General features: G+C 32.8%; 19 protein-coding genes, 5 tRNA genes and 1 rRNA gene. 14 read left to right on the forward strand and 11 right to left on the reverse strand.

Annotated elements, in window-relative coordinates:
- The first annotated feature begins 26 nt into the window (after positions 1–26).
- The 9 genes from ggt (at position 27) to MK083_03130 (ending at position 7,729) form a co-directional block, all read left to right on the forward strand.
- Positions 27–1,643: a gamma-glutamyltransferase gene (ggt, locus tag MK083_03090; protein MCH2673441.1), complete on the forward strand. Its 1,617-nt coding sequence runs from the start codon at positions 27–29 to the stop codon at positions 1,641–1,643.
- Between the two features lie 41 nt (positions 1,644–1,684).
- Positions 1,685–2,776 carry an inositol-3-phosphate synthase gene (locus tag MK083_03095; GenBank protein MCH2673442.1) on the forward strand — a complete coding sequence of 364 codons (1,092 nt, stop codon included), beginning with the start codon at positions 1,685–1,687 and terminating at the stop codon, positions 2,774–2,776.
- A 1-nt stretch (position 2,777) separates the two neighbouring features.
- On the forward strand, positions 2,778–3,899 hold the full coding sequence (locus tag MK083_03100; protein MCH2673443.1) for a glycosyltransferase family 4 protein: 1,122 nt from the start codon (positions 2,778–2,780) through the stop codon (positions 3,897–3,899).
- Positions 3,886–4,476, forward strand: a complete 591-nt coding sequence (locus MK083_03105; protein ID MCH2673444.1) for a CDP-alcohol phosphatidyltransferase family protein — start codon at positions 3,886–3,888, stop codon at positions 4,474–4,476. The genes MK083_03100 and MK083_03105 overlap by 14 nt, the downstream gene beginning before the upstream one ends.
- On the forward strand, positions 4,463–5,701 hold the full coding sequence (locus MK083_03110; GenBank protein ID MCH2673445.1) for a hypothetical protein: 1,239 nt from the start codon (positions 4,463–4,465) through the stop codon (positions 5,699–5,701). The genes MK083_03105 and MK083_03110 overlap by 14 nt, the downstream gene beginning before the upstream one ends.
- Before the next feature lie 118 nt (positions 5,702–5,819).
- A complete protein-coding gene (locus MK083_03115; GenBank protein ID MCH2673446.1) occupies positions 5,820–7,046 on the forward strand; it encodes an ammonium transporter in 1,227 nt (408 codons plus the stop codon).
- 20 nt (positions 7,047–7,066) lie between these two features.
- Positions 7,067–7,420: a P-II family nitrogen regulator gene (locus tag MK083_03120; GenBank protein MCH2673447.1), complete on the forward strand. Its 354-nt coding sequence runs from the start codon at positions 7,067–7,069 to the stop codon at positions 7,418–7,420.
- A 140-nt stretch (positions 7,421–7,560) separates the two neighbouring features.
- Positions 7,561–7,637, forward strand: a tRNA-Trp gene (locus MK083_03125).
- A 6-nt stretch (positions 7,638–7,643) separates the two neighbouring features.
- Positions 7,644–7,729 (forward strand) — tRNA-Leu (locus tag MK083_03130).
- A 225-nt stretch (positions 7,730–7,954) separates the two neighbouring features.
- On the opposite strand, the gene MK083_03135 is transcribed toward MK083_03130, so the two are convergent.
- From MK083_03135 to MK083_03165, 7 genes are all read right to left on the reverse strand, one after another.
- Positions 7,955–8,030 (reverse strand) — tRNA-Cys (locus MK083_03135).
- 36 nt (positions 8,031–8,066) lie between these two features.
- Positions 8,067–8,153 (reverse strand) — tRNA-Leu (locus tag MK083_03140).
- Positions 8,154–8,230: 77 nt separating this feature from the next.
- Complete coding sequence (locus MK083_03145; protein ID MCH2673448.1) at positions 8,231–9,634, reverse strand: hypothetical protein; 1,404 nt, start codon at positions 9,632–9,634, stop codon at positions 8,231–8,233.
- A gap of 13 nt (positions 9,635–9,647) precedes the next feature.
- A complete protein-coding gene (gene metK, locus MK083_03150; GenBank protein MCH2673449.1) occupies positions 9,648–10,844 on the reverse strand; it encodes a methionine adenosyltransferase in 1,197 nt (398 codons plus the stop codon).
- A 20-nt stretch (positions 10,845–10,864) separates the two neighbouring features.
- Entirely contained in the window at positions 10,865–12,112 is a 1,248-nt protein-coding gene (ahcY, locus tag MK083_03155; GenBank protein ID MCH2673450.1) for an adenosylhomocysteinase, read from the reverse strand.
- Positions 12,109–13,041 carry a PfkB family carbohydrate kinase gene (locus MK083_03160; protein MCH2673451.1) on the reverse strand — a complete coding sequence of 311 codons (933 nt, stop codon included), beginning with the start codon at positions 13,039–13,041 and terminating at the stop codon, positions 12,109–12,111. Before MK083_03160 ends, ahcY begins: the two co-directional genes overlap by 4 nt.
- Positions 13,038–13,391 carry a rhodanese-like domain-containing protein gene (locus MK083_03165; GenBank protein ID MCH2673452.1) on the reverse strand — a complete coding sequence of 118 codons (354 nt, stop codon included), beginning with the start codon at positions 13,389–13,391 and terminating at the stop codon, positions 13,038–13,040. Before MK083_03165 ends, MK083_03160 begins: the two co-directional genes overlap by 4 nt.
- Positions 13,392–13,586: 195 nt before the next feature.
- On the opposite strand from MK083_03165, the gene MK083_03170 reads away from it, so the two are divergent.
- From MK083_03170 to MK083_03180, 3 genes are all read left to right on the forward strand, one after another.
- Positions 13,587–15,086: ribosomal RNA gene (locus tag MK083_03170) — 16S ribosomal RNA — on the forward strand.
- A 309-nt stretch (positions 15,087–15,395) separates the two neighbouring features.
- A tRNA-Ile gene (locus tag MK083_03175) sits at positions 15,396–15,472 on the forward strand.
- A gap of 47 nt (positions 15,473–15,519) precedes the next feature.
- Positions 15,520–16,164: a hypothetical protein gene (locus MK083_03180; protein ID MCH2673453.1), complete on the forward strand. Its 645-nt coding sequence runs from the start codon at positions 15,520–15,522 to the stop codon at positions 16,162–16,164.
- 260 nt (positions 16,165–16,424) lie between these two features.
- Here MK083_03180 and MK083_03185 read toward each other — a convergent pair whose 3' ends face one another.
- Positions 16,425–17,297 carry a DMT family transporter gene (locus MK083_03185; GenBank protein MCH2673454.1) on the reverse strand — a complete coding sequence of 291 codons (873 nt, stop codon included), beginning with the start codon at positions 17,295–17,297 and terminating at the stop codon, positions 16,425–16,427.
- A gap of 85 nt (positions 17,298–17,382) precedes the next feature.
- Between MK083_03185 and MK083_03190 the strand changes: the two genes are divergently transcribed.
- A complete protein-coding gene (locus MK083_03190) occupies positions 17,383–18,576 on the forward strand; it encodes an MFS transporter (GenBank protein MCH2673455.1) in 1,194 nt (397 codons plus the stop codon).
- Here MK083_03190 and MK083_03195 read toward each other — a convergent pair.
- Positions 18,563–19,204: a hypothetical protein gene (locus MK083_03195; GenBank protein ID MCH2673456.1), complete on the reverse strand. Its 642-nt coding sequence runs from the start codon at positions 19,202–19,204 to the stop codon at positions 18,563–18,565. The genes MK083_03190 and MK083_03195 overlap by 14 nt on opposite strands.
- Before the next feature lie 37 nt (positions 19,205–19,241).
- Here MK083_03195 and MK083_03200 point away from each other — a divergent pair, with 37 nt between their 5' ends.
- Positions 19,242–19,673, forward strand: coding sequence for an NUDIX hydrolase (locus tag MK083_03200; protein ID MCH2673457.1), 432 nt, complete (start codon positions 19,242–19,244; stop codon positions 19,671–19,673).
- Here the strand turns inward: MK083_03200 and tmk are convergent.
- Together tmk and MK083_03210 are read right to left on the reverse strand one after the other, a co-directional pair.
- Positions 19,649–20,425 carry a dTMP kinase gene (gene tmk, locus MK083_03205; GenBank protein ID MCH2673458.1) on the reverse strand — a complete coding sequence of 259 codons (777 nt, stop codon included), beginning with the start codon at positions 20,423–20,425 and terminating at the stop codon, positions 19,649–19,651. The two genes, MK083_03200 and tmk, sit on opposite strands and share 25 nt — an antisense overlap.
- On the reverse strand, positions 20,426–22,024 hold the full coding sequence (locus MK083_03210; GenBank protein MCH2673459.1) for an AAA family ATPase: 1,599 nt from the start codon (positions 22,022–22,024) through the stop codon (positions 20,426–20,428).
- Positions 22,025–22,082: the final 58 nt, after the last annotated feature.

Here is a 22,082-nt window from a genome sequence, read left to right on the forward strand (position 1 = left end):
CACTAAAGCGTGTAAAGGAGAAAATAATGAGTTTTTTTTCATCAAGGCGTTCAACCGTTCATGGAATTAATGGAGGTGTAGCAACAAGCCAGCCTTTAGCATCTCAAGTAGGAATAGATGTCTTAAAAGCAGGTGGAAATGCTGTTGATGCAGCAATTACTATGGCGTCTACACTTGGAGTAGTTGAGCCTATGTCAACAGGTATTGGAGGAGATATTTTTGCTTTGATTTGGGATCCTAAATCAGAAGAAATTAGCTCATTTAATGGATCGGGAACATCTTCAAGAAATTCTAACCCAGAGGAATTAATATCTAAAGGATTTTCCTCTATCCCAACAGAGGGTGAGGGAGGAGCATATTCTGTATCAGTACCAGGATCTGTAGATGGATGGCAAAAAATATTAGATAAATTTGGTACGATATCTCTTTCTGAGTCCCTTCAGCCTGGTATTAAGTTAGCTGAAGAAGGATACCCTGTATCTGAATTGATATCCTGGGCATGGTCAGAAAATGAATCAAAACTCAAATTTAGAAAATCAGGATCAGAGTTATTAAATAAAAATAATAAAGCTCCAAAAGAAGGAGAGATTATTAGATTACCTGAACTTGCATCTTCAATGTATACTATTTCAAAAGAAGGTCCCAAGGCTATATATGATGGAAGTATATCTAAGAAAATCTCTGATTTTATTAGATCCGAAGGAGGCTGGTTAGATGAGGAGGATCTTAAGAATTATAAATCTTTTTGGACAGATCCCATAAAAACAAATTATAGAGGATATGAGGTTTACGAATGTCCTCCTAATGGTCAAGGTTTGGCAGCTCTAATCGCCCTAAATATAATAGAAAACTTAGATCTTAAGCAAATAGAACATGGAAGCAGTGATTTTTACCACTATCTAATTGAAGCAATTAGAATTGGTTTTGCAGATACTTTGTGGTATGTTACTGATCCATCCAAATCAGAAATTCCCATTAAAAATCTATTGTCCAAGGAATATGGAAAATATAGATTTAATGAAATTGACAAAGATTCAGTGATAAAAACAGTATCCCATAATACCTTTGAAACTAAAGGAGATACTGTTTATATAACTGCTATAGATAAAAATGGAATGGGTTGCTCCTTAATTAATTCAACTTTTCAAGGATTTGGTTCAGGTTTAGTTGTACCAGAAACAGGAATAGCTCTTCAAAATCGAGGAGCTTTGTTTAGTTTAGATAAAAAACACCCTAATTATTTAGAACCAAACATGAGACCTTTTCATACTATTATTCCTTGTATGGTGACAAAAGATTCTAAATTATTCTTATCTTTTGGGGTTATGGGAGGTTTTCAGCAACCGCAAGGTCATTTACAAGTAATATCTAATATTATTGATTATGGACTAGACCCTCAAAAAGCCTTAGATGCACTAAGATTTTCATTAGATGTAGATGATATGAAAACGATATCAGTTGAAGAGGATATTTCAGAATCAGTTATAAATAGACTGCAGGATAAAGGTCATAAAATAGATATAGTCAAAGGTAATGAAAGAATGAAATTTGGAGGAGCACAAGTTGCAAAATATGATCACCAAACTGGAGTTATATCTTTAGGTACTGAGCCTAGAAAAGATGGTTCTGCAATAGCATATTAAGTTATAATTTAGAATCATATTTAATTTTTTGGAGTTTTTTTATGGGTCAAATCAATGTAGCAATAATAGGAGTTGGAAACTGTGCTTCATCTTTAGTTCAGGGTATTCAAAAATATTCTGAAATTGGAGAAAGTGATATAAAAGTTCCGGGTTTGATGCATAATACTCTTGGAGGATATTCAATAGGAGATGTTAATGTAGTTGCAGCATTTGATGTTGATAAAGACAAAGTAGGAAAAGATTTATCTGAAGCAATTTTTACAAATAATAATAATGCTCTTAGATTTCATGAAGTTCCTCATTCTGGGGTAAAAGTTGACAGAGGTATGACTCATGATGGTATAGGTGAATATCTTTCTGATGTGGTGGACATTGAGAGAGACAGAAATAAGTCAGAAGGTCAAACAGCAGATATAGTACAAATACTCAGAGATAGAAAAGTAGATGTTGTAATAAATTATTTACCAGTTGGTTCCGAGCAAGCCACAAAATGGTATGTAGAACAAGTTCTAGCAGCTGGTTGTGGATTTGTAAATTGTATTCCAGTTTTTATTGCTAAAGAAGATTACTGGCAAAAAAGATTCCAAGACAGAGGTTTACCTATAGTTGGAGATGATATCAAGAGTCAAGTGGGGGCAACAATAGTACATAGAGTTCTTGCCAGGCTTTTTGAAGATAGAGGAGTCAGACTAGACAGAACCTATCAACTTAATTTTGGAGGAAATACTGATTTTTTAAATATGCTTGAAAGATCAAGACTCAAGAGCAAAAAAATCTCTAAAACTAACGCGGTTCAGTCACAACTTGAAAAAGAATTGCCAACTGACGATGTTCATATAGGGCCATCTGATCATGTTCCATGGCTTGAAGATAGGAAATGGGCTTATATTAGATTAGAAGGAACATCATGGGGAGATGTTCCACTTAACGTGGAATTAAAATTAGAGGTTGAAGATAGTCCTAATTCTGCTGGAGTAGCTATTGATGCAATTAGATGTGCCAAAATAGCTCTTGATAAGGGTGTATCGGGTGCTATTGATGCTCCGAGTGCATATTTTATGAAATCTCCTCCCAATCAAATGAGAGACGATGATGCAAGAAAAGCTGTAGAGGATTTCTCAGGTTTAGAATAACTTGAAAATCGTAATTACTTCTCCATATGATTTTTCTTATCCTGGAGGTGTCCAATCTCATATTTTCGAACTTTCAAGAGAGCTTCTAAGACTTAATCATGATGTAACTATAGCAGCTCCATTATCAAATAAAAATATTCATAATTTGCCTAGCGTTAAATTTATAAGTTTAGGAAAACCTGTTTCATTTTCTTTTCTTGGATCTAAAAATAGAATATCGATTAATTTGTTGAAAATTATTAAGTGTATTTTTTACTTGAGAAAAAACAAATATGACGTAATTCATATTCATGAACCATTATTACCTTCTCAAATAATAATAAATATATTTACAAAGACTCTAAAAATTGCCTCATTTCATGCCTACAGCCATAAAAAAAATTATCTATATATAGTTTTTAATTTTTTACTAAAATTAGTACTCAGAAGAATATCTCAAAAAATATGTGTTTCTAAGTTTTCCAAGTTATACATCAATAAATATTTTTTATTTGAGTCTGTAATAATTCCTAATGGCATTAACCTTGAAAATTTTTCATATGTTTCAAAAAAGTCTAAAAAAAGTTACAAAGATATAAGCCTTTTATTTGTTGGTAGATTTGATGAAACTAGAAAAGGTTTCCCAATCTTACTCTCAAGTTTTATTGAACTTAAAAAAAAATATAATGACCTAAAATTAATTGTTATTGGGCCAGGTAATAAAAATATTTATAATAAAAAGTCAAATCTCAAAGATATATTATTTTTAGGAACTATAGATCAAAAAAATCTTCCAAAATTTTATCAAAACTCCGATATAGTTTGCTTGCCTTCTACAGAAAATGAATCATTTGGAATCATAATTTTAGAAGCTATGGCAACTGGTTCTGTTTTGGTATCTTCTGATATTGATAGCTATAAAGATATTTTATATAAAAATCAATATGGATTTTTATTTGAATCGAAATCAGTAAAAAGCTTAACAAATACTCTCTCAAACATTATTTCAAAAAAAATTAATACCAAAGAAAATTTAGAAAATGGGTTAAATAATGTTAAAAAATACTCTTGGCCAAAGTTAGTTTCTGAAATAATAGGAGTATATACAAAAGAAAAAAATATAATAAATCTTGGAAAATTTTAGACAGTTATTAAGAAGTTATACTAGAGAAATATACGAAATTCCTATTTCTAAATTTCTGATCAAACTTGGTCTTACTCCAAATATGATCACTTTTATAGGACTAATAATTACGATATTTGGTTCATATTACATTTTTCAGGGAGATTTTCTTGCAGGAGGAATAATTGTTGGCCTAGGTACTATTCTTGATTCTATAGATGGAGCTATGGCTAGATTATCAAATAAAGAATCTGTATTTGGAGATTTGCTAGATTCAGTTATAGATAGATATGGAGAAGCTGCGATTTTTCTTTCTTTAGCGTGTTATTATTTATTTAATTCTTTAGATGAAATTGCAGTTTTATTATGCATAATTTCTATGTTGTGCTCTCAGCTAATTAGTTATGTAAGAGCTAAAAGTGAAAGCCTAGATATAGAGAATAAATCAGGTTTTTTGACAAGAGTAGAAAGATCATTAATAATTATATTTTTCCTATTAATTTCACAGCCCCTGTTTGCATTGTATATTTTGTCTGTTGGAACATTTTTTAGTTCAATTTGGAGATTAATTATAGGTTTGAAAAATGCTAAAAATTAGTTTTTTGTCGAGTTTATTTTTAGTTTTATTTATCTCTTCAGGAATTCAAATTATTGCTGAATCGAATGAAGATTTTATTGTAAATAAAATTGACCATAAAGTAGATTTCCCAAATAATATTTCTTTTATTTTTGAAGGTTTTAGTGAAAAGAAAATAAGTGACATTAAAGTCAATTTTAAAACTGGTGATAGAAAAGCATTACAGTATGGTTACATGGATTTTAATACTGACGAAGAAAATAATGTATCTGGAATAATGGATTTTAGAATCAGTACTCAAGGGGGTTATATACCACCTGGGTCAACTATAAATTGGCACCTTATTTTTTATTTTGATGATGGAACTCAATTTATATCCGAGGATTATGAATTCATAATGCTTGATACTAGATTTGATAATTGGGAATATTTAGACGGAGATAATATAAGAATATATTACCGTTACTCTAAAAGTAGAGCAGAAAAATTATTATTTGAGTGTGAACAATTATTGTTAACTATGTCTCCAATAATTGATATTTCAAGTAGTGAAAATTATAAGAAAATTCATTTGACTCTTTATAATAATTATTCAGAAATGCTAGGAGCAATACGTTCAAAATCAAAAACCTCAGATAGGCAATTGGTAACAGCAGGTCAGGCTTTTGATGAATCAAGTGTTGTTTTAGTTCTTGCGGGTAAAAATGATATAGGAACTTCTACACATGAGATAATGCACGTACTTGTTGGTAGAAAAACAGAAGGATCAATTAATCTTCCTTTATGGCTAAATGAAGGACTTGCTGAATATGCAAATAGAGATAAAACTATAAGTTATGACCTTTACNTGGATTGGGCGATTGGTACAAATCAATTAAAGCCCTTGAGCCAACTAAGAAGTTTTCCTGGAGATCCAAAGCTAACCTTAGTTGCTTATGGACAATCTAGAAGTGTAATTAATTATCTAATAGACAATTTTGGAGAAACAGGTATGAATGTTTTGTTAACTAATATCTCNAAAGGTCAAACTATAGATGAATCTTTAATTAATGCTTATGGATTTGATTTAGATACACTAGATAGTGATTGGAGAAAAAGTATAGGGGCTGGCCCTTATCAGTTAAGAGAAGAATCGGTAGTTCAAGAAATTTCTAATAATGAAGATTCTTGCAGATCCAACAATCTGATTTTTATATTGCCTTTTTTATTATATTTCTCACTAAAGAATGTTTATAGATATATTTAGAAATTTACATTTTATACACAAAGTTTAAACTTTAGAAACATTTAAGTAACAAAAATAAAACATTTTTATCCTATCCTCAAGAATAGTTAAATTTAAAAATGGTTTATAGGAGAATAAAATGGATTCAGGACATACCGCGTGGATGTTGACAGCATCTGCACTCGTTTTTTTTATGACACCTGGTTTAGCTTTCTTTTATGGTGGCTTAGTAAGAGCAAAAAGCTTAGTAAACACTATAATGTTAAGTTTTATTACTATAGGAGTAGTAACTATAGTTTGGACTTTATGGGGATATAGCTTAGCCTATGGTAATGGAGAATTAATCCCAGATTTTATAGGGGATTTTTCTCTTTTTGGATTAGAAGGAGTTAATACATTTGCTGGAGAAGGAGAAGATATCAGTCCTCTTTATGATGTCCTTTTTCAAATGATGTTTGCAATAATTACTCCTGCTTTAATAACTGGAGCATTTGTTGAAAGATTCAAGTTTTCAACTTATCTTATCTTCACAGTTATATGGATTACTATAGTTTATGCTCCTGTAGCTCATTGGGTTTGGGGTGGAGGATGGATTGGTGCAGATGGAGCAGGTGCTCTGGATTTTGCTGGAGGTACAGTAATTCATATTAATGCTGGAGCTGCAGCAGTTGCTGCTGCAATACTTGTAGGAAAAAGAAAAAATCCAGGACTTCAACCTAATAACGTTCCTTATGTTGTACTTGGTGCATCAATTCTTTGGTTTGGATGGTTTGGATTTAATGGTGGATCAGCCTTAGCTTCAGATAGCTATGCAGTTAATGCAATGCTCGTAACTCAAATTGCTGCTGCAACTGCTGCAACAACTTGGGGAATAGTTGGCTTACTTTCTAGAGGTAAAATAAGTGCCGTAGGAGTTGCAACAGGAGCTGTTGCAGGATTAGTGGCAATAACTCCTGCAGCGGGTGCAGTTAATGCATTAGGAGCATTAGGAATTGGTTTTGGAGCTGGATTCTTATGTTATTATGCTGTTGAATTGATACATAAAACAAATCTAGATGATGCATTAGATGTTTTTGCTGTTCATGGAATTGGTGGTATTTGGGGATGTATAGCTACTGGTATATTTGCTGTAGAAAGTATTGCCGGAGTAAAGGGACTTTTTCAAGGCAGTGGTGAACAAGTTTGGATTCAAATTTATACAGCAGCAGGAACACTTGCTTATTCATTCGTAGTTTCATTTGCAATTTTATTTGTTTTGGATAAGATTCCTGGATTAGGACTAAGAGTTTCAGAAACATCCGAAGATCAGGGATTAGATTTAGCTGAGCATGGAGAACAGGGTTTTGTAAATGATGGGGCAAACTAAATTAATTTAAGGAGAAATAAATGATCAAAATTGAAGCTGTAGTGAGACCAGAAAGAGTAAATGCAGTCTTAGAATCAATGGCTGAAGCGGGATGTACCGGATTCACTTACGCAAACGTAAGTGGAAGGGGCACCCAAGAGGGAGTTGAAGTATTTACGGGAAGAGGTAGCTCAACAGCTAATAGGGTATCTGTTCCAAAAGTAGTTATTACTGCAGTTACTGACAAGGCCAATCAAAAGGTAGTAGTTGATGCAATTATGAAAGCTGCAAAAACTAGTGGTGATGGGCAAATAGGAGATGGAAAGATATTTATTTCTGAAATTTCTGATGTTATCAGAGTAAGAACTGGTGATACTGGAAAAAATGCTCTGTAATTAACTTAGCTAATAGAAATAATTGAAAATAGGTATGGATCTTTTTTGATCCGTACCTATTTTTTTTATTAATGTTTCTAATATTTCAATTTTCATGTTTAAACTTATAAAAATTGTTAGAATTAAAATTCATGCAAGTTAGGAGCGTAGCTCAGTTGGCTAGAGCGCTGGTCTCCAAAACCAGAGGTCGGGGGTTCGACTCCTCCCGCTCCTGCCATAAAATGCCGGGGTGCTGAAATGGTAGACAGGCTACGTTGAGGGCGTAGTGTCCTTATGGGCGTGGGAGTTCGACTCTCCCCCTCGGCACCATATTTTCAATATATTTTAGGTTCAAAATTAGATTCTAAAATATCTTCAAATAATTCAGGATTCACAGGATTTAGTATTTTCTCAATAAATTCTTCATAAAGCTTATGAGGTAGCTGCTAATTCAGTAGTAGAAATATCATTTTCATAACAAGATATGATCATTACTAAGGAAATTAGGAGTAATAAAAATTTGTATAACATTTATATTTACCCAATTTCTAAATTTGGAGGCGACGATGGGATTCGAACCCATGAATGGAGGTTTTGCAAACCACTGCGTTAGCCACTTCGCCACGTCGCCCAATCTTATCATTTTATCAAATATATACTTTAATTTTGGTGCCGAGGGGGAGACTCGAACTCCCACGCCCTATACGGACAACAGATTTTAAGTCTGGCGCGTCTACCATTCCGCCACCCCGGCATTCTGATAATTATCTATTTTATTATACTCAAACTATCAATTTGAATATCAATTAATTTGATAAAGATATATAAAAATCAATTTTTAAAGTGTTCAGAAATTAGTTCTTTTAATTCTACTAAATCTTCTATAGAATTTGTCTCTATATATACTCTAAACATTGGCTCTGTTCCAGATAATCTAACTAAAATCCAAGATCCATCTTCAAAAAAAATTTTTTCCCCATCTGTAGAATCTGACTTAGTTATCTCCTTATATTCAGGAAGAAAGGTTTCTAGCAAACCTATCTTATCCTTTATATCTTCTCTTTTGTCTTGTACAAATTCAATATCTAGTCTTTCAAAAAATCTTTTCTTGTATTTTTCATATAGAGTTTGAAGTAAACTTTTGGGTGTCGATTTAGTTTTAATCAAATATTCTAAATATAATAGTGAAGATAATATGCCATCTTTATCATAAAGATGATCTCTTAGAGAATATCCACCACTTTCTTCACCAGCAAAAAAAACCTCATTATTTTCTAATAGCGGTGCAAGGTACTTAAATCCAACCTTCGTTCTAATTACTTTAGAATCATAGTTTTTACATATATCTTCTAAAACAGAAGACATTGTTACTGTGGTACCTATACTCTGTTTATAAGTATTTTTTCTTAGTAAATAATCACTTAGTAATGCAAAAACATCAGATGCTGATTGAGAATTTCCTTCCTCATCCAGTATTCCTAACCTGTCTCCATCTCCATCAAAGGCTATTCCTAATAGGCATTTATTTTCATTAATTGTTTGACTTAATAATTTCAAATTCTTACCAATTGGTTCGGGTTGGAGCATTCCTGGAAAATTTGGATCAAATTCAGTTCTTAAGAAAATATTATCTTTATTCAATATTTTTTCTAAAACTCCAGAGACTGCTCCATGCATATAATCAACTGAGATTTTTATATTTGAAGATTTTATTAGATTTAAATCCACGACTTTATTTAGATCATCTAAGTAGGAATTTAATATATTTTTAGTCTTAATATTTTTCTTTTCATCTAATTTAATCTTTGAGATATTTTTTTTATAATATTTAACACTTTTTTCAACTTCTAATATTTCTTTATTACCAAAGCTCATTCCATTTTCAGATCTTATTTTAAAGCCATTCCAGTTCTTTGCATTATGTGATGCAGTAATAATAATTCCACCAATCTTATTTGAATTTTTTATGTGATGGCTGATAATTGGTGTTGGAATAGCTGTTTCTGATAGTACTGATTCAATTCCATTTGATTGGATCACTTTGGCAGATAATTCAGCATATTTTTTAGAATCTAGCCTCGTGTCATAACCTATTATTATACTCTTTTTACCTGAATAATTTGAGTTGATATAGTCAGCGAAAGATTGAGCACAAATAGTTATATTCTCAGAATTTAGGCCTGTTTCAGGAGTTGCTCTCCAACCATCAGTCCCAAATTTTATTTGAAAATTCATACAGATTTTTTTCTCAAAATGCCTTTTCTAGATCTTTCGCAAGTTCAGTTCTTTCCCACGGTAGATTAAGGTCATTTCTACCAAAGTGTCCGTAAGTGGCAGTTTGCTGGTAAATTGGATTTCTTAATTCTAATCTTGAAATTATGGAAGAAGGCCTTAGATCAAATACTTTTTTTACAGCACTTTCAATAACACTATCTCTTACTTTACCTGTTCCAAATGTATTAACCATAATTGATACAGGTTCTGCCTTACCAATTGCATAAGATAGTTGAACTTCTGCTTTCGAAGCTATGTTTGTTTCTAATATATTTTTTGCTATGTGCCTTGCTGCATAAGCTGCAGATCTATCTACTTTTGTTGGGTCTTTTCCAGAAAAAGCACCTCCACCGTGCTTAGCTGCTCCTCCATAAGTATCTACAATTATTTTTCTTCCTGTAAGTCCAGCGTCTCCAACCGGTCCACCAATCACAAATCTACCAGATGGATTTACTATTATTTTAGTGTCATTATCTAATAAATCAGAAGGAATTATTTCTGAAATTATCTTTTCGTATAAATCTTTTTCCATTTGTTCATTTGAAACCCCATCATCATGCTGAGTTGAAATCAAAACTGTATCTACTCGACAGACATCATGCTTATCGTTATATTCCAAAGTTACTTGACTCTTTGAATCAGGTCTTAGGTAATCTATTTCTCCAGATCTTCTAGAATCTCTTAGTTTTTTAAGTAATTCGTGTGCAAGGGTTATAGCCAAAGGCATCTTTTCTTCAGTTTCATCACAAGCATATCCAAACATCATGCCTTGATCTCCAGCTCCTTCTTGACTAGATTCATCATCTGATTCTCTGGTTTCTAGTGAATTGTCTACACCTGCTTTAATATCCTGGGACTGTTTACCTATGTAATTAAGAATTTTTATATTTTCAGGAGTGTAACCATACTCTTCTTTTGTATAACCTATATTTTTAATAGTGTCTTTAATAATATTTATATAATCTATTGAAGCATTCGTAGTTATTTCTCCAAAAACCATTGCGAAACCTTCTCCGTGCTGTCCTCCAACCGCAGTTTCACATGCAACTCTGCTAAATTTATCCTGCTTAAAACATGCATCTAATATTGCATCTGATATTTGATCACATATTTTGTCTGGATGACCTTCAGATACGGATTCGGATGTAAAAAGATAATTATTATTTTTCATTTAAGTGTATCCCTATTTTTTTATGTTCCTATATCCCAAGAGTTAAAGTATTTTTCTTGAGCTGGAGTAAGTTTGTCAAAATTCATTTGCATAGCCTTTAGTTTTAGTGCTGCAATTTCTTTATCAATATTTTCAGCAAGAACATGAACTCCTATATCTAAATTGTTCTTTTTTAGAAACTCGCAACCCAATGCTTGATTAGCAAAACTCATATCCATTACTGAAGGAGGGTGCCCCTCAGCAGCAGCTAAATTAATCAATCTACCCTCTCCAAGAACACATATTTTTTTTCCATTTTCTAAAACATATTCCTCAACGAAAGGCCTAACTTTACTTTTAGTTTCAGACATTTCCTCAAGAGACTCTAGGTCTATCTCGACATTGAAGTGCCCTGAATTAGCTACTATTGCTCCATCTTTCATTTTTTCAAGATGACTCTTTCCTATTGCATGAAGTCCTCCTGTAAGAGTTACAAAAAAATCTCCTTCTTCAACAGCTTCATCCATCTTCATAACTTGGTGCCCATCCATTACAGCTTCTAATGCTTTAACTGGATCTATCTCACAAACTATTGTCCTAGCTCCCATTCCCTTTGCTCTTGAAGCTAGCCCTCTGCCGCACCAACCATATCCAATTATTACAAATGTTTTACCAGATAGAAGTATATTTGTTGCTCTGATTATTCCATCTAGAGTACTTTGTCCAGTACCATATCTGTTATCAAACATATGTTTAGTTTGAGAATCATTTGCAGCAATTATTGGGTATTTTAGTTTATTTTCATTTGCTAAGGCTTTAAGTCTAATAACCCCAGTTGTTGTTTCTTCCATTCCACCTATAATTTCTGACATTAATTCAGGCTTTTCTTGGTGTAAAAATGCGACTAAGTCAGCACCATCATCAATAGTTATATTTGGTTTATTCTCAACAACAGAGTTAATGTGCTTATAGTAAGTTTCATTATCTTCTCCGTTAATTGCATAAACTGGTATACCTTCAGAAACAAGATAAGCTGCAATATCATCTTGAGTTGATAAAGGATTAGATGCACACAATGAAAAATCAGCTCCACCTGCTTTTAATGTAAGGGCTAGATTAGCAGTTTCTGAAGTAACATGTAAACAACCTGAGATTTTTGAACCTTCTAGAGGTTTTTCTTTTTCAAATCTCTTTTTGATTTGGTCTAAGACTGGCATCTCTTTAGAGGCCCACTCAGCTTTTCTTTTACCTTCATCAGCTAAACCTAAATCCTTCACATCATACTTCATTTTTTCCTCAAATCTATTTTTGATTTAATATTTTTTACTCTAGAATCAACTTCTTCTAAACTTAAATTTATTAGTTTTTCCAAACCAAAACCTTCTATGGTGAACGATGCAATTGAAGTTCCATAAAGCATTGCATTTTTGAAATCATCAATCGTAGGATTTATTATTTTTGAAATATACCCAAAAAATCCACCTGCAAATGTATCTCCGGCTCCTGTAGGATCGATAACTCTATCAACATTGTATGTTGGACAATAAAATTCTTCTCCATTAATTGAGTACAAATATGATCCATTCTTACCGTCTTTAATGATACATAATTTTGGCCCATTCTCAATTATATATTTTGCTGATTCTTTGATATCTTTTTTATTTGCAAGCTTTAATGCTTCTCCTTTATTCAAGAAAAAGATATCTATATTCTTCATAACATCTAATAATCTACTTTTTTGCTCAAGTATCCAGTGATTCATTGAATCTAATCCAACTATTCTTGATTTTGATATCAACTTCTCTGAAATGGAAAACTGTATTTCTGGAGAAATATTAGCTAGAAAAACAAAATCCGAATTAGATAGCTCCGAGTCAATATTAGGAGAAAAATCTTCAAAAACTCCTAAACTTGTAAAAATAGTTTCGGGATCTTCAATATTTTTTATATAATTTCCCTTCCATCTAAATGTATGACCGTTATCGATTTTTTCTATTTTTGAAGTATCAATATTCTTGGAACTGAGTAATTTAAGGTCTTCATCCCTAAAGTCTGATCCTACTGTTCCAATCATTGATATATTTGAAAAGATAGATCCTGACACAGAAAAATAAACAGCAGATCCAGCCAATAAATTATTTCTAGTACCTACTGGAGTGGTTATATCATCGTAAGCTATTGATCCAACAACATGAACTTTTGGATCGGCAATAATCATTTTTCATTCCCTGTAGAAGTTGGAAGACCTTTATTTATCCAAGTAGGCGTACCATCTTCAATGTTAAACAATCTTGAAGAATCTATTCCCAATGAGCTTGCATATTCTGCCGCTAAACCACTTCTTGCTCCCACAGCACAAATAAATAGCAAATTACCTTCTTGTGGTAATTCTTCCATTCTTTGAACTATTTCATCCACTGGAATCCAAAGCGCATTCTTAACATGGCCTAAATGATATTCATCTTCATTCCTTACATCAATAACTGTTGAATCACCATTTTTTTGCATTTCTAATGCTTCTTCTGATGAAATTCTAGAGTAAGGTTCTCCAGGATTGTTTTTTACCATGTTTTATTCTCCTAAAAATTTGTTACAATTATTATTACGCTTAAATTATATTTTAACAATACTAATGTTTTAATTTAGTTATTGTTATTTACCTAGGCGTTTGTTATCATTTTTTTTCTAATAGATTTTTTTAATCTCATGATTAAATTATGATATCGCACTTTGAAAATTGAACAGTGAATGAAAAGACCGTTTTTTTTGAAGAGTTTGATCCTGGCTCAGGACGAACGTTGGCGGTGTGTCTAAGGCATGCAAGTCGAACGAGATCGCTTTCTTCGGAAAGCATATATCTAGTGGCAGACGGCTGAGTAACGCGTAAGTAACTTACCCTTGAGTGGGGAATAACACAGAGAAATCTGTGCTAATACCGCATACGATTTATTAATAATTTTTATAAATGAAAGATTTATCGCTCTTGGATGGGCTTGCGTCCTATCAGGTTGTTGGCGGGGTAATGGCCCACCAAGCCTAAGACGGGTAGCTGGTGTGAGAGCACGACCAGCCAGAGGGGGACTGAGACACGGCCCCCACTCCTACGGGAGGCAGCAGCTAAGAATATTGCACAATGGACGAAAGTCTGATGCAGCGACACCGCGTGAAGGATGAAGGCCCTAGGGTTGTAAACTTCTTTTATTAGGGAATAGCAAGGAAGGTACCTAATGAATAAGCAACGGCTAACTACGTGCCAGCAGCCGCGGTAATACGTAGGTTGCAAACGTTGTCCGGAATCACTGGGCGTAAAGGGTCCGTAGGCGGTTTAATAAGTCTCATATGAAAGCTTCAAGCTCAACTTGGAGATGTTGTGAGATACTGTTAGACTTGAGACTGTTAGAGGCAAGTGGAATTCCAGGTGTAGTGGTGAAATGCGTAGATATCTGGAGGAACACCAGTGGCGAAAGCGACTTGCTGGGACAGTTCTGACGCTAAGGGACGAAAGCGTGGGGAGCGAACCGGATTAGATACCCGGGTAGTCCACGCTGTAAACGATGATTGCTAGGTTTTCGAGGCATCGACCCCTCGTGAGCCGAAGTTAACGCGTTAAGCAATCCGCCTGAGTAGTACGGCCGCAAGGCTAAAACTCAAAGGAATTGACGGGGGACCGCACAAGCAGCGGAGCGTGTGGTTTAATTCGATGGTAAGCGAAGAACCTTACCAGGGTTTGACATGTAAGTAGTACTGAACCGAAAGGGGATGGACCCGCAAGGGAGCTTACACAGGTGTTGCATGGTTGTCGTCAGCTCGTGCCGTGAGGTGTTGGGTTAAGTCCCGCAACGAGCGCAACCCTCTTTGTTAGTTGCACTCTCTAACGATACTGCCCTTAAAAGGGAGGAAGGTGGGGATGACGTCAAATCATCATGGCTCTTACACCCTGGGCTACACACACGCTACAATGGCAAGTACAGACGGTTGCCAACCCGCGAGGGGGAGCTAATCCGATAAAACTTGTCTCAGTTGGGATTGCAGGCTGAAATTCGCCTGCATGAACGTGGAGTTGCTAGTAAACGCAGGTCAGCACACTGCGTTGAATACGTTCCCGGTCCTTGTACACACCGCCCGTCACGTCATGGAAGTTGGTAACACTTGAAGTCGTTGCGCTAACCCTTTGGGAGGCAGACGCCGAGAGTGGGACTGATGACTGGGACGAAGTCGTAACAAGGTAGCTGTACCGGAAGGTGCGGCTGGATCACCTCCTTTCTAAGGATAAATAAGACTCTTAGATGAGTTATTATTATGGTCGTTTAGTGTGTGCAATAATTATTTTTATTGCTTGAGCGAGATTCTCTTAATTGTAGAAGGGGCTCGTGATAATAATGATTATTGCTATTAATCACGCTATTGTTATAAGTACTTTAAGTACAAACTGAACAAACTTTTTGGTTTTTTCATTCACTGTTCAGTTTTCAAAGTGAAAATACTTCTTATTTTTCAACTCTCTGAAATAAATTATTTTTTTCTATAATATTTACATTATCTTGATATAGAATTACATCTAGATACTTTTTTGGGCCCGTAGCTCAGCCGGTTAGAGCGCTACTCTGATAAAGTAGAGGTCGGATGTTCGAGTCATCCCGGGCCCACCATTTTCTGTTATTATTTCTTTCATCTAATAAAAAAATAAGGAGTAGAAATGAACTTAGATAATATCATTACTGAATTTCAAAAATATGATTCAGCAACTGTTCAGAATGCAATGATTTTAGTAAGAGGTTACGTTGATGCAAACATAGATTATACTTCTCCAGAACTCAAGTGCTATAACTTTATAGAACCAGTAGTAGGTATTGCTGTTACCGGTAAAGTAACACCACTTGATGAGCCTCAATCAAAAATAGATTTTGATGATTTTTATAATAATATTAAGAATTGTGAATATCCTGTATTTGCAATATTAATGGATATTGAAGAGGATACTGGAAGAGCTGCAATTATTGGAGACGTAATGGCTCATATGGGAAAAGAATTAGGAGCAGTAGGAATGGTGGCTGCGGGTTCAATTAGAGATATCCCTGGTATAAAGAAAGCTAATATGCCAGTATGGGGTACAGGTAGAGTTCCAGGGCATGGTCCATTTAATCTTATTGAAACTCAAACACAAGTAAATGTTGCAAATCTATCCATTGATTCAGGTGATTTAATTATAGGTGATGAAGATGGCTTAACTCGTATTCCTATAGAAATAGCAGAAGAAACCTTAATTAAGTGTGAAGAAGTCAGGCAGAAAGAATCTAAATCAATGTCTAAAGAAGATATTGCTAAAAGGTTTAACTTATAGCTATTATTAATAATCCTATAAATTAGATTCTTGTTAGAGATAACTTTCATGTTTCCTAAAGTAATTATTCGTTTTATATAAATGTTTTACCGTAACAAAACGTTAATATTTCCAACTACCGCATAAATTTAATAATGCTAAAATAATCATGTATTTATTTAAAATAAAAATATTTTTATGAATAGCTTCTCAAGATGGATAAGTATATTAATGTTCATAGCCCCATTCATACTGGTATGGCTTGGATTATCATACTGTAACTAGTTTTGATGCATGATAATTATAACGATACCTATTAAAGCTAAAGTTATACTCAAATATTCTAATTTATAAATTTTTTCCTTAAGAAAGAAATATCCAAAAATTATTGCGAATATTGGAGATGTACTCCCAAAAATTGCGGTTATTGAACCTGATGTGTAATCAAGGGATATAAACCAAAACAAACTAGATAAAGTTATAAGAGAACCTGCTGAAAATATTTTTATAAATTGTATTTTTTCAATTATTCTTTCTATTTTTTGTCTAAATATGTAACTAGCAAGACTTAATGTAATGATTGAAATTATAGCTCTAATCAGAGTCCCATTAAGCACAGAGCCTTCAATAAGGGCTCTATCGTTAAAAAATACTGCAATGCCCCACATTGAACCAGCTACAATTCCGCCTAAAACCCCAATTATTCTTTGTTTTTCATGAGAAGTAAAGCTCTTAATATTCATCAATAAAATACCAGATAAAACTAAAAATGCACCTAATAAGACTAAATTAGAATGTCTTACAGAGTTTAAGATAACATCAAATAAAAGTGCAACTAGAACATTACTACTTGAGGCTATTGTAAATACTACACCTATAGATGTTTTTTGTATTCCAATTACATATGAAACTGTTCCAATACAACTAATAAATGCTGCAATTGAGAAAAATAAATAAGAATCAAAATTTTCATTTATAATTGCATCCCATTCTCCCCATATAAGAATGACGATAATCATCATCAGAAAAGATATGCATGCTTCAAAAAATGGGAAACTAAAATACTTATTAAACTTAATAGTTTTTAGAATAGCTCCTGAGCTTGCCCAAGTTATTGCGCTAAATAACGCTGCAAATTGAAATAAAAATTCCATCGTAATTATCGTAAATTTTAATTTGTTCTGCTTTAATGCAAGAAGCTTTACAATTATAACTGAATAAAAAAACTATGAGCTTGGTTTGATAAATACTTTTGATTCACTTAGAAATAAACACTTTAGATACTTAGTATTTGGAATGATTTCTATGATAGGTGGTATGAATATTCAAATGCTTGCAAGAGCTCAACTTGGATGGGATTTGACAGGTTCTTCTTTAGCAGTCACGTTAGTTGGAGTAGGATTTGCCCCACCAATGTTACTTTTTTCATTGTATGGTGGAGTTATTTCAGATAGATTTGATAATAAAAATATTATCCAAGTTGGCCAGTTAGGTGTTATAGCAATATGTATATTTATTGCTATATCAATATTTACTGAAACTATTACCATATACCATTTAATAATCGTTTCATTTTTTCAGGGAACTTTTTGGGCATTCATGATGCCAGCAAGGCAATCAATAATCGCTGAATTAGTTGATGATAATCAACTAAATAATGCAATATCTCTCAATGCTGCAGGGATGTCACTAACAACAATGATTTCTCCAGCTATAGGAGGAATAGTTTATCATTTCCTTGGACCCGGAATGACTTATTTGCTAATAGTGGTTTTTTGTCTAGTTGCTTGTATTTCAACTTCAATGCTTCCAAAAGGAGAAAAAAAGTCTCCAAAAAGCTCAAAAGCTTTGAACGAAATTAAAGATGTTATCAATTTGCTTTACAAAAACTCTATCTTAAAATTTTTACTTTTATTTACTTTAGTAACTACATTACTATCTATGCCTATTAGAACTCTGTTAGCTCCTTATTCCTCAGAATTACTTTCTGGAGGTGCATTAGAAGTGGGGATAATGTTGGCTTCTATTGGCGCAGGTGCTTTATTTGGAACTCTTTTTTCAGCCTCATTGCCCCAATCTACTAAAAAGGGCAAATATATTATTTTCACATCATTGATTTCAGGTTCAGCAATAATGATTTTAGGATTTTCTAGTATTTTAATAATATCAATATTATTATGTTTCTTTTTAGGAGTCGGAGATGCAGGAAGAAGATCTCTAAATCCATCTATGATTATAGAAAAAACTCCATCAGCTTTCAGAGGGAGAGTTATGGGTTTTTATGCAATGAGTTTTGGTTTTATCCCACTAGGAGCTATTCCAATGGGGATAATTTCTGATGTTTATGGAGTCGATTTTTCTTTTATTATATCAGGGGTATTATTAATATTATTAACTCTAATTCTTAGCACTAAAAGTGTTAGGTCAAGTTGATTTTTTGGTCTACAACTTCCCAAATATATCTACTTGCTATTGATCTATAGGGTCTCCATTTTTCAGCAATCTTATACACTTCTTCATCACTAGGTAAGTCTTTAAGTTTATATATTATTTTTATGCCCTTCTTTAGTCCGAGGTCATTTGCAGGGCATATATCTGTATTATTGCCTGAAAAAATTAAGAAGTTCTCCACAGTCCATGGGCCAATACCTTTAATCTTACATAAAATATCTTTTGCTTCTGTTTCTTCATAAGTAGATATTCTTGATAAATCTATTTTTTTTGCAATAACTAATTTATTTATTTCTATTATCGTATTGGCTTTATTATTTGATAGGCCTATAGATAAAAGGTCTTCTTTAGAATTTTCTAAGTTATCTATAAATTCTATTTCTTCACCATATTTTTTTATAAATCTATCATATATACTTCCTGCTGAACTAATAGAAAGCTGTTGACCAATAATTATTCTTACTAAGGACAAAAACTCTGATTTTTTTTTATAATCATCGTTAATAACGAAATTATTTTCTAAAAAAAAATTTAAAAAACTTCCTAATTTTGGATCATTTTTAGATATAATTTCTAAAGATTTTTTTTTCAGATTTATATTTATAGCCATAAGATTGATTTAGATTTATTATTAAAATATATATGTAATGGAACTTAATATTAATATAGAAAACAATAAATATTTAGACCCTAAAGTAGTTGGGATAGGAATTTTAGTTATTGATAATAAAATTCTCCTAGTTAAAAGAGGTATAGAGCCAGGTTATGGTAAATGGAGTATGCCTTCTGGTTTTATAAATAGATTTGAAAAAGTCGAAGATGCAATTGAGAGAGAGCTTTTTGAAGAGTGCGGTATAGTTGTAAAAGCAAATTGGATTTCAGGCGTGTATTCTGAAAAAGATTCTCCTATTATTCTCTTAGTTTGGGATTTATCTTTGATTTCTGGTGAACCTAAACCATTAGATGAAACAATTGAAGTTGGTTTTTTTGATTTAGATAAATTACCTGAATTAGCATTTGATCATGACGATAAGATAATATCTGACTGGCAAAATCAAATTTCTCTGAAAGATTTATGATTATCTATCAATCTCTTTACTCTTTTCCATATTGAATCAGCAACCCTAGACTCTGATTGATGAGCACCAACAATGCTCCATAGGGATCTTTTTTCATTTGCTAGTTGGAGATAACCCTCCCTTACTTTTTTGTGAAAATTCATACTCATATTTTCATACTTGTTACCTTCAAAATTTTCTCTCTTTGATTTTCTTTTCTTATCATTTATAGAAGATAATTCAATATTAATATTCTTATTAATTCTTTTTGTCGATAGATCCGGGTCAATATCCAGTAGAATTGTCAAATCTGGAGATAAGTCATTAATAGTTATTTTATTTAGTTGTTCAATAATTTCTATTGGTACCCCTTTGCCATATCCTTGATATGCAATTGTTGAATGAATAAATCTATCAACTATTACTGTGATACCTTTATCTAAAGCAGGCTCTATAACTGATTTACATAATTCAGCTCTAGCTGCGCAAAACAAATAAGTCTCAGCAATTGGATTTTTAATACTTTTAGACTTAACCCATTTTCTTACCTGCTCTCCCATAGGAGTATTCCCTGGCTCATGAACTAAAATAGAATTCACTCCCTCAGAAACCAGTTTATTGATTAGTCTTTTACATTGAGTTGACTTACCTGATCCTTCTCCACCTTCAAATGTAATTAATAAGCCTTTATCAAGTATATTTTTAGAAGATTTACCATCTTCTGGGAAAGTAAATAAATGTAAGTTTTTTTCAGAAGTTTTTTTGGAAATCATTTAATCTCTTTTTTTTAAAACTAATCTTCTATTTAATTCTTTGCCTATTGACTTAGTTCCTACACCTAGATTATTTGCAAAGAAATGCTGCCTTCTTCTTATATCAGCATCTCTTGGAGATAATTCAATTTCATTTTCTCCATTTAATATCTTTTTTACAGCAATCTTTACTTCATTTAATGCATCAGAATCGTCTATGTCAAGATCTATTTCAGAGTTTTCTAATTTACTTTTTCCCTTAATTTTCTCCAAAAATCTAATTATTTGATCACTAGAACCTTTTCTTAGAATATGGACAGGAATTCCTAGTTTTTCTGCAGTTTCCAAAATCTTAGGCTTAGGATCTCTGGAATAATTTGATTTGGTGGTAAGAATTATTTCAGCTTTTTCAGGATTACTAACTAAGCTAATATTATTATAAATAGTTTTTGAAGAGTTTCTAAGTTTAGTTTTTTGTATGCCAAAAGGATAAATATTAATTCTTTTGGTATTAGATTTTTTATTTTTTTTTGGTGTAATATCGTGAATGGATAAATTAGAGTTTTTTAATTTACTAAAATTAAAAGGAGTCATATTTAATGTTTCATTTTCTTCTAAATCTAGAGATTTTATGACATCGTCTCCAGTTAATTTTCTTAACTCTGAAGGAGAAGCTATACCTCGTAATTTTTTATCTACAGCTAATGCTACATCAAAATGAACCGCTACCTCATTTCTTCCTATTATTTCTACCACTATGTCAAAAGTAGGTTCGTGTTGTCTTTCTAAGACAGTCTTTTGACTTTTTCTTCTTCTAGCTTCAATATCCCCTAATGTAACTGATTTAGTACCACCCACGAGATCACTAATAGTTGGGTTTATAATAAGGTTGTCTAAGGTATTACCATGAGCCGTAGCAATAAGCTGAACTCCTCTTTCTGCTATAGTTCTACAAGCATTAGCTTCTTTTTCAGTACTAATTTCATCAATCACCACAACTTCAGGCATGTGATTTTCTACAGCTTCTATCATTACATTGTGCTGTAGCTCGGTATTACTTACTTGCATTCTTCTTGCAGAACCTATGGCTGGATGAGGAATATCTCCATCTCCAGCAATTTCATTTGAAGTATCTACAACAACAACCCTCTTTTGTTGTTTATCTGCGAGCAGTCTAGTGATTTCTCTGAGCATAGTTGTTTTACCAATTCCGGGTTTGCCCATTATTAATATACTTTTGTTGGTGCCAATAAAATCTTCAATCACCTTAATGCTGCCGAAAACTGCTCTTCCTACCCTACAAGTTATACCAACAGTTTTTCCAAATCGATTTCTGATAAGAGATATTCGATGCAATGTCTTTTCTATTCCAGCTCTATTATCATCACCTACATGACCAATTTTTTCTAATACAAAGCTAATATCTAAAAAGGTAGTGGTTTGATCTTGAAGAATTTTTTGGTGAGATGAATAAATAATAACAGGGGGTCTGCCTATATCCATAACTATCTCAATTAATTCATGACTATGAATATCAATATGATTAATGATCTTTGACGGTAAAATCTTAAGAAATAAGTCTAAATCGTCTAGTATTTCTGAGTTGTAAATGTCTTTCATATTATTTTTAAATTAACTTTAAATCAAAAAAATGTAACTATCTATTAAGAATATATTA

It is taken from the genome of Dehalococcoidia bacterium (assembly GCA_022451965.1).
Taxonomy (GTDB): Bacteria; Chloroflexota; Dehalococcoidia; order Lucifugimonadales; family Lucifugimonadaceae; genus TMED-70.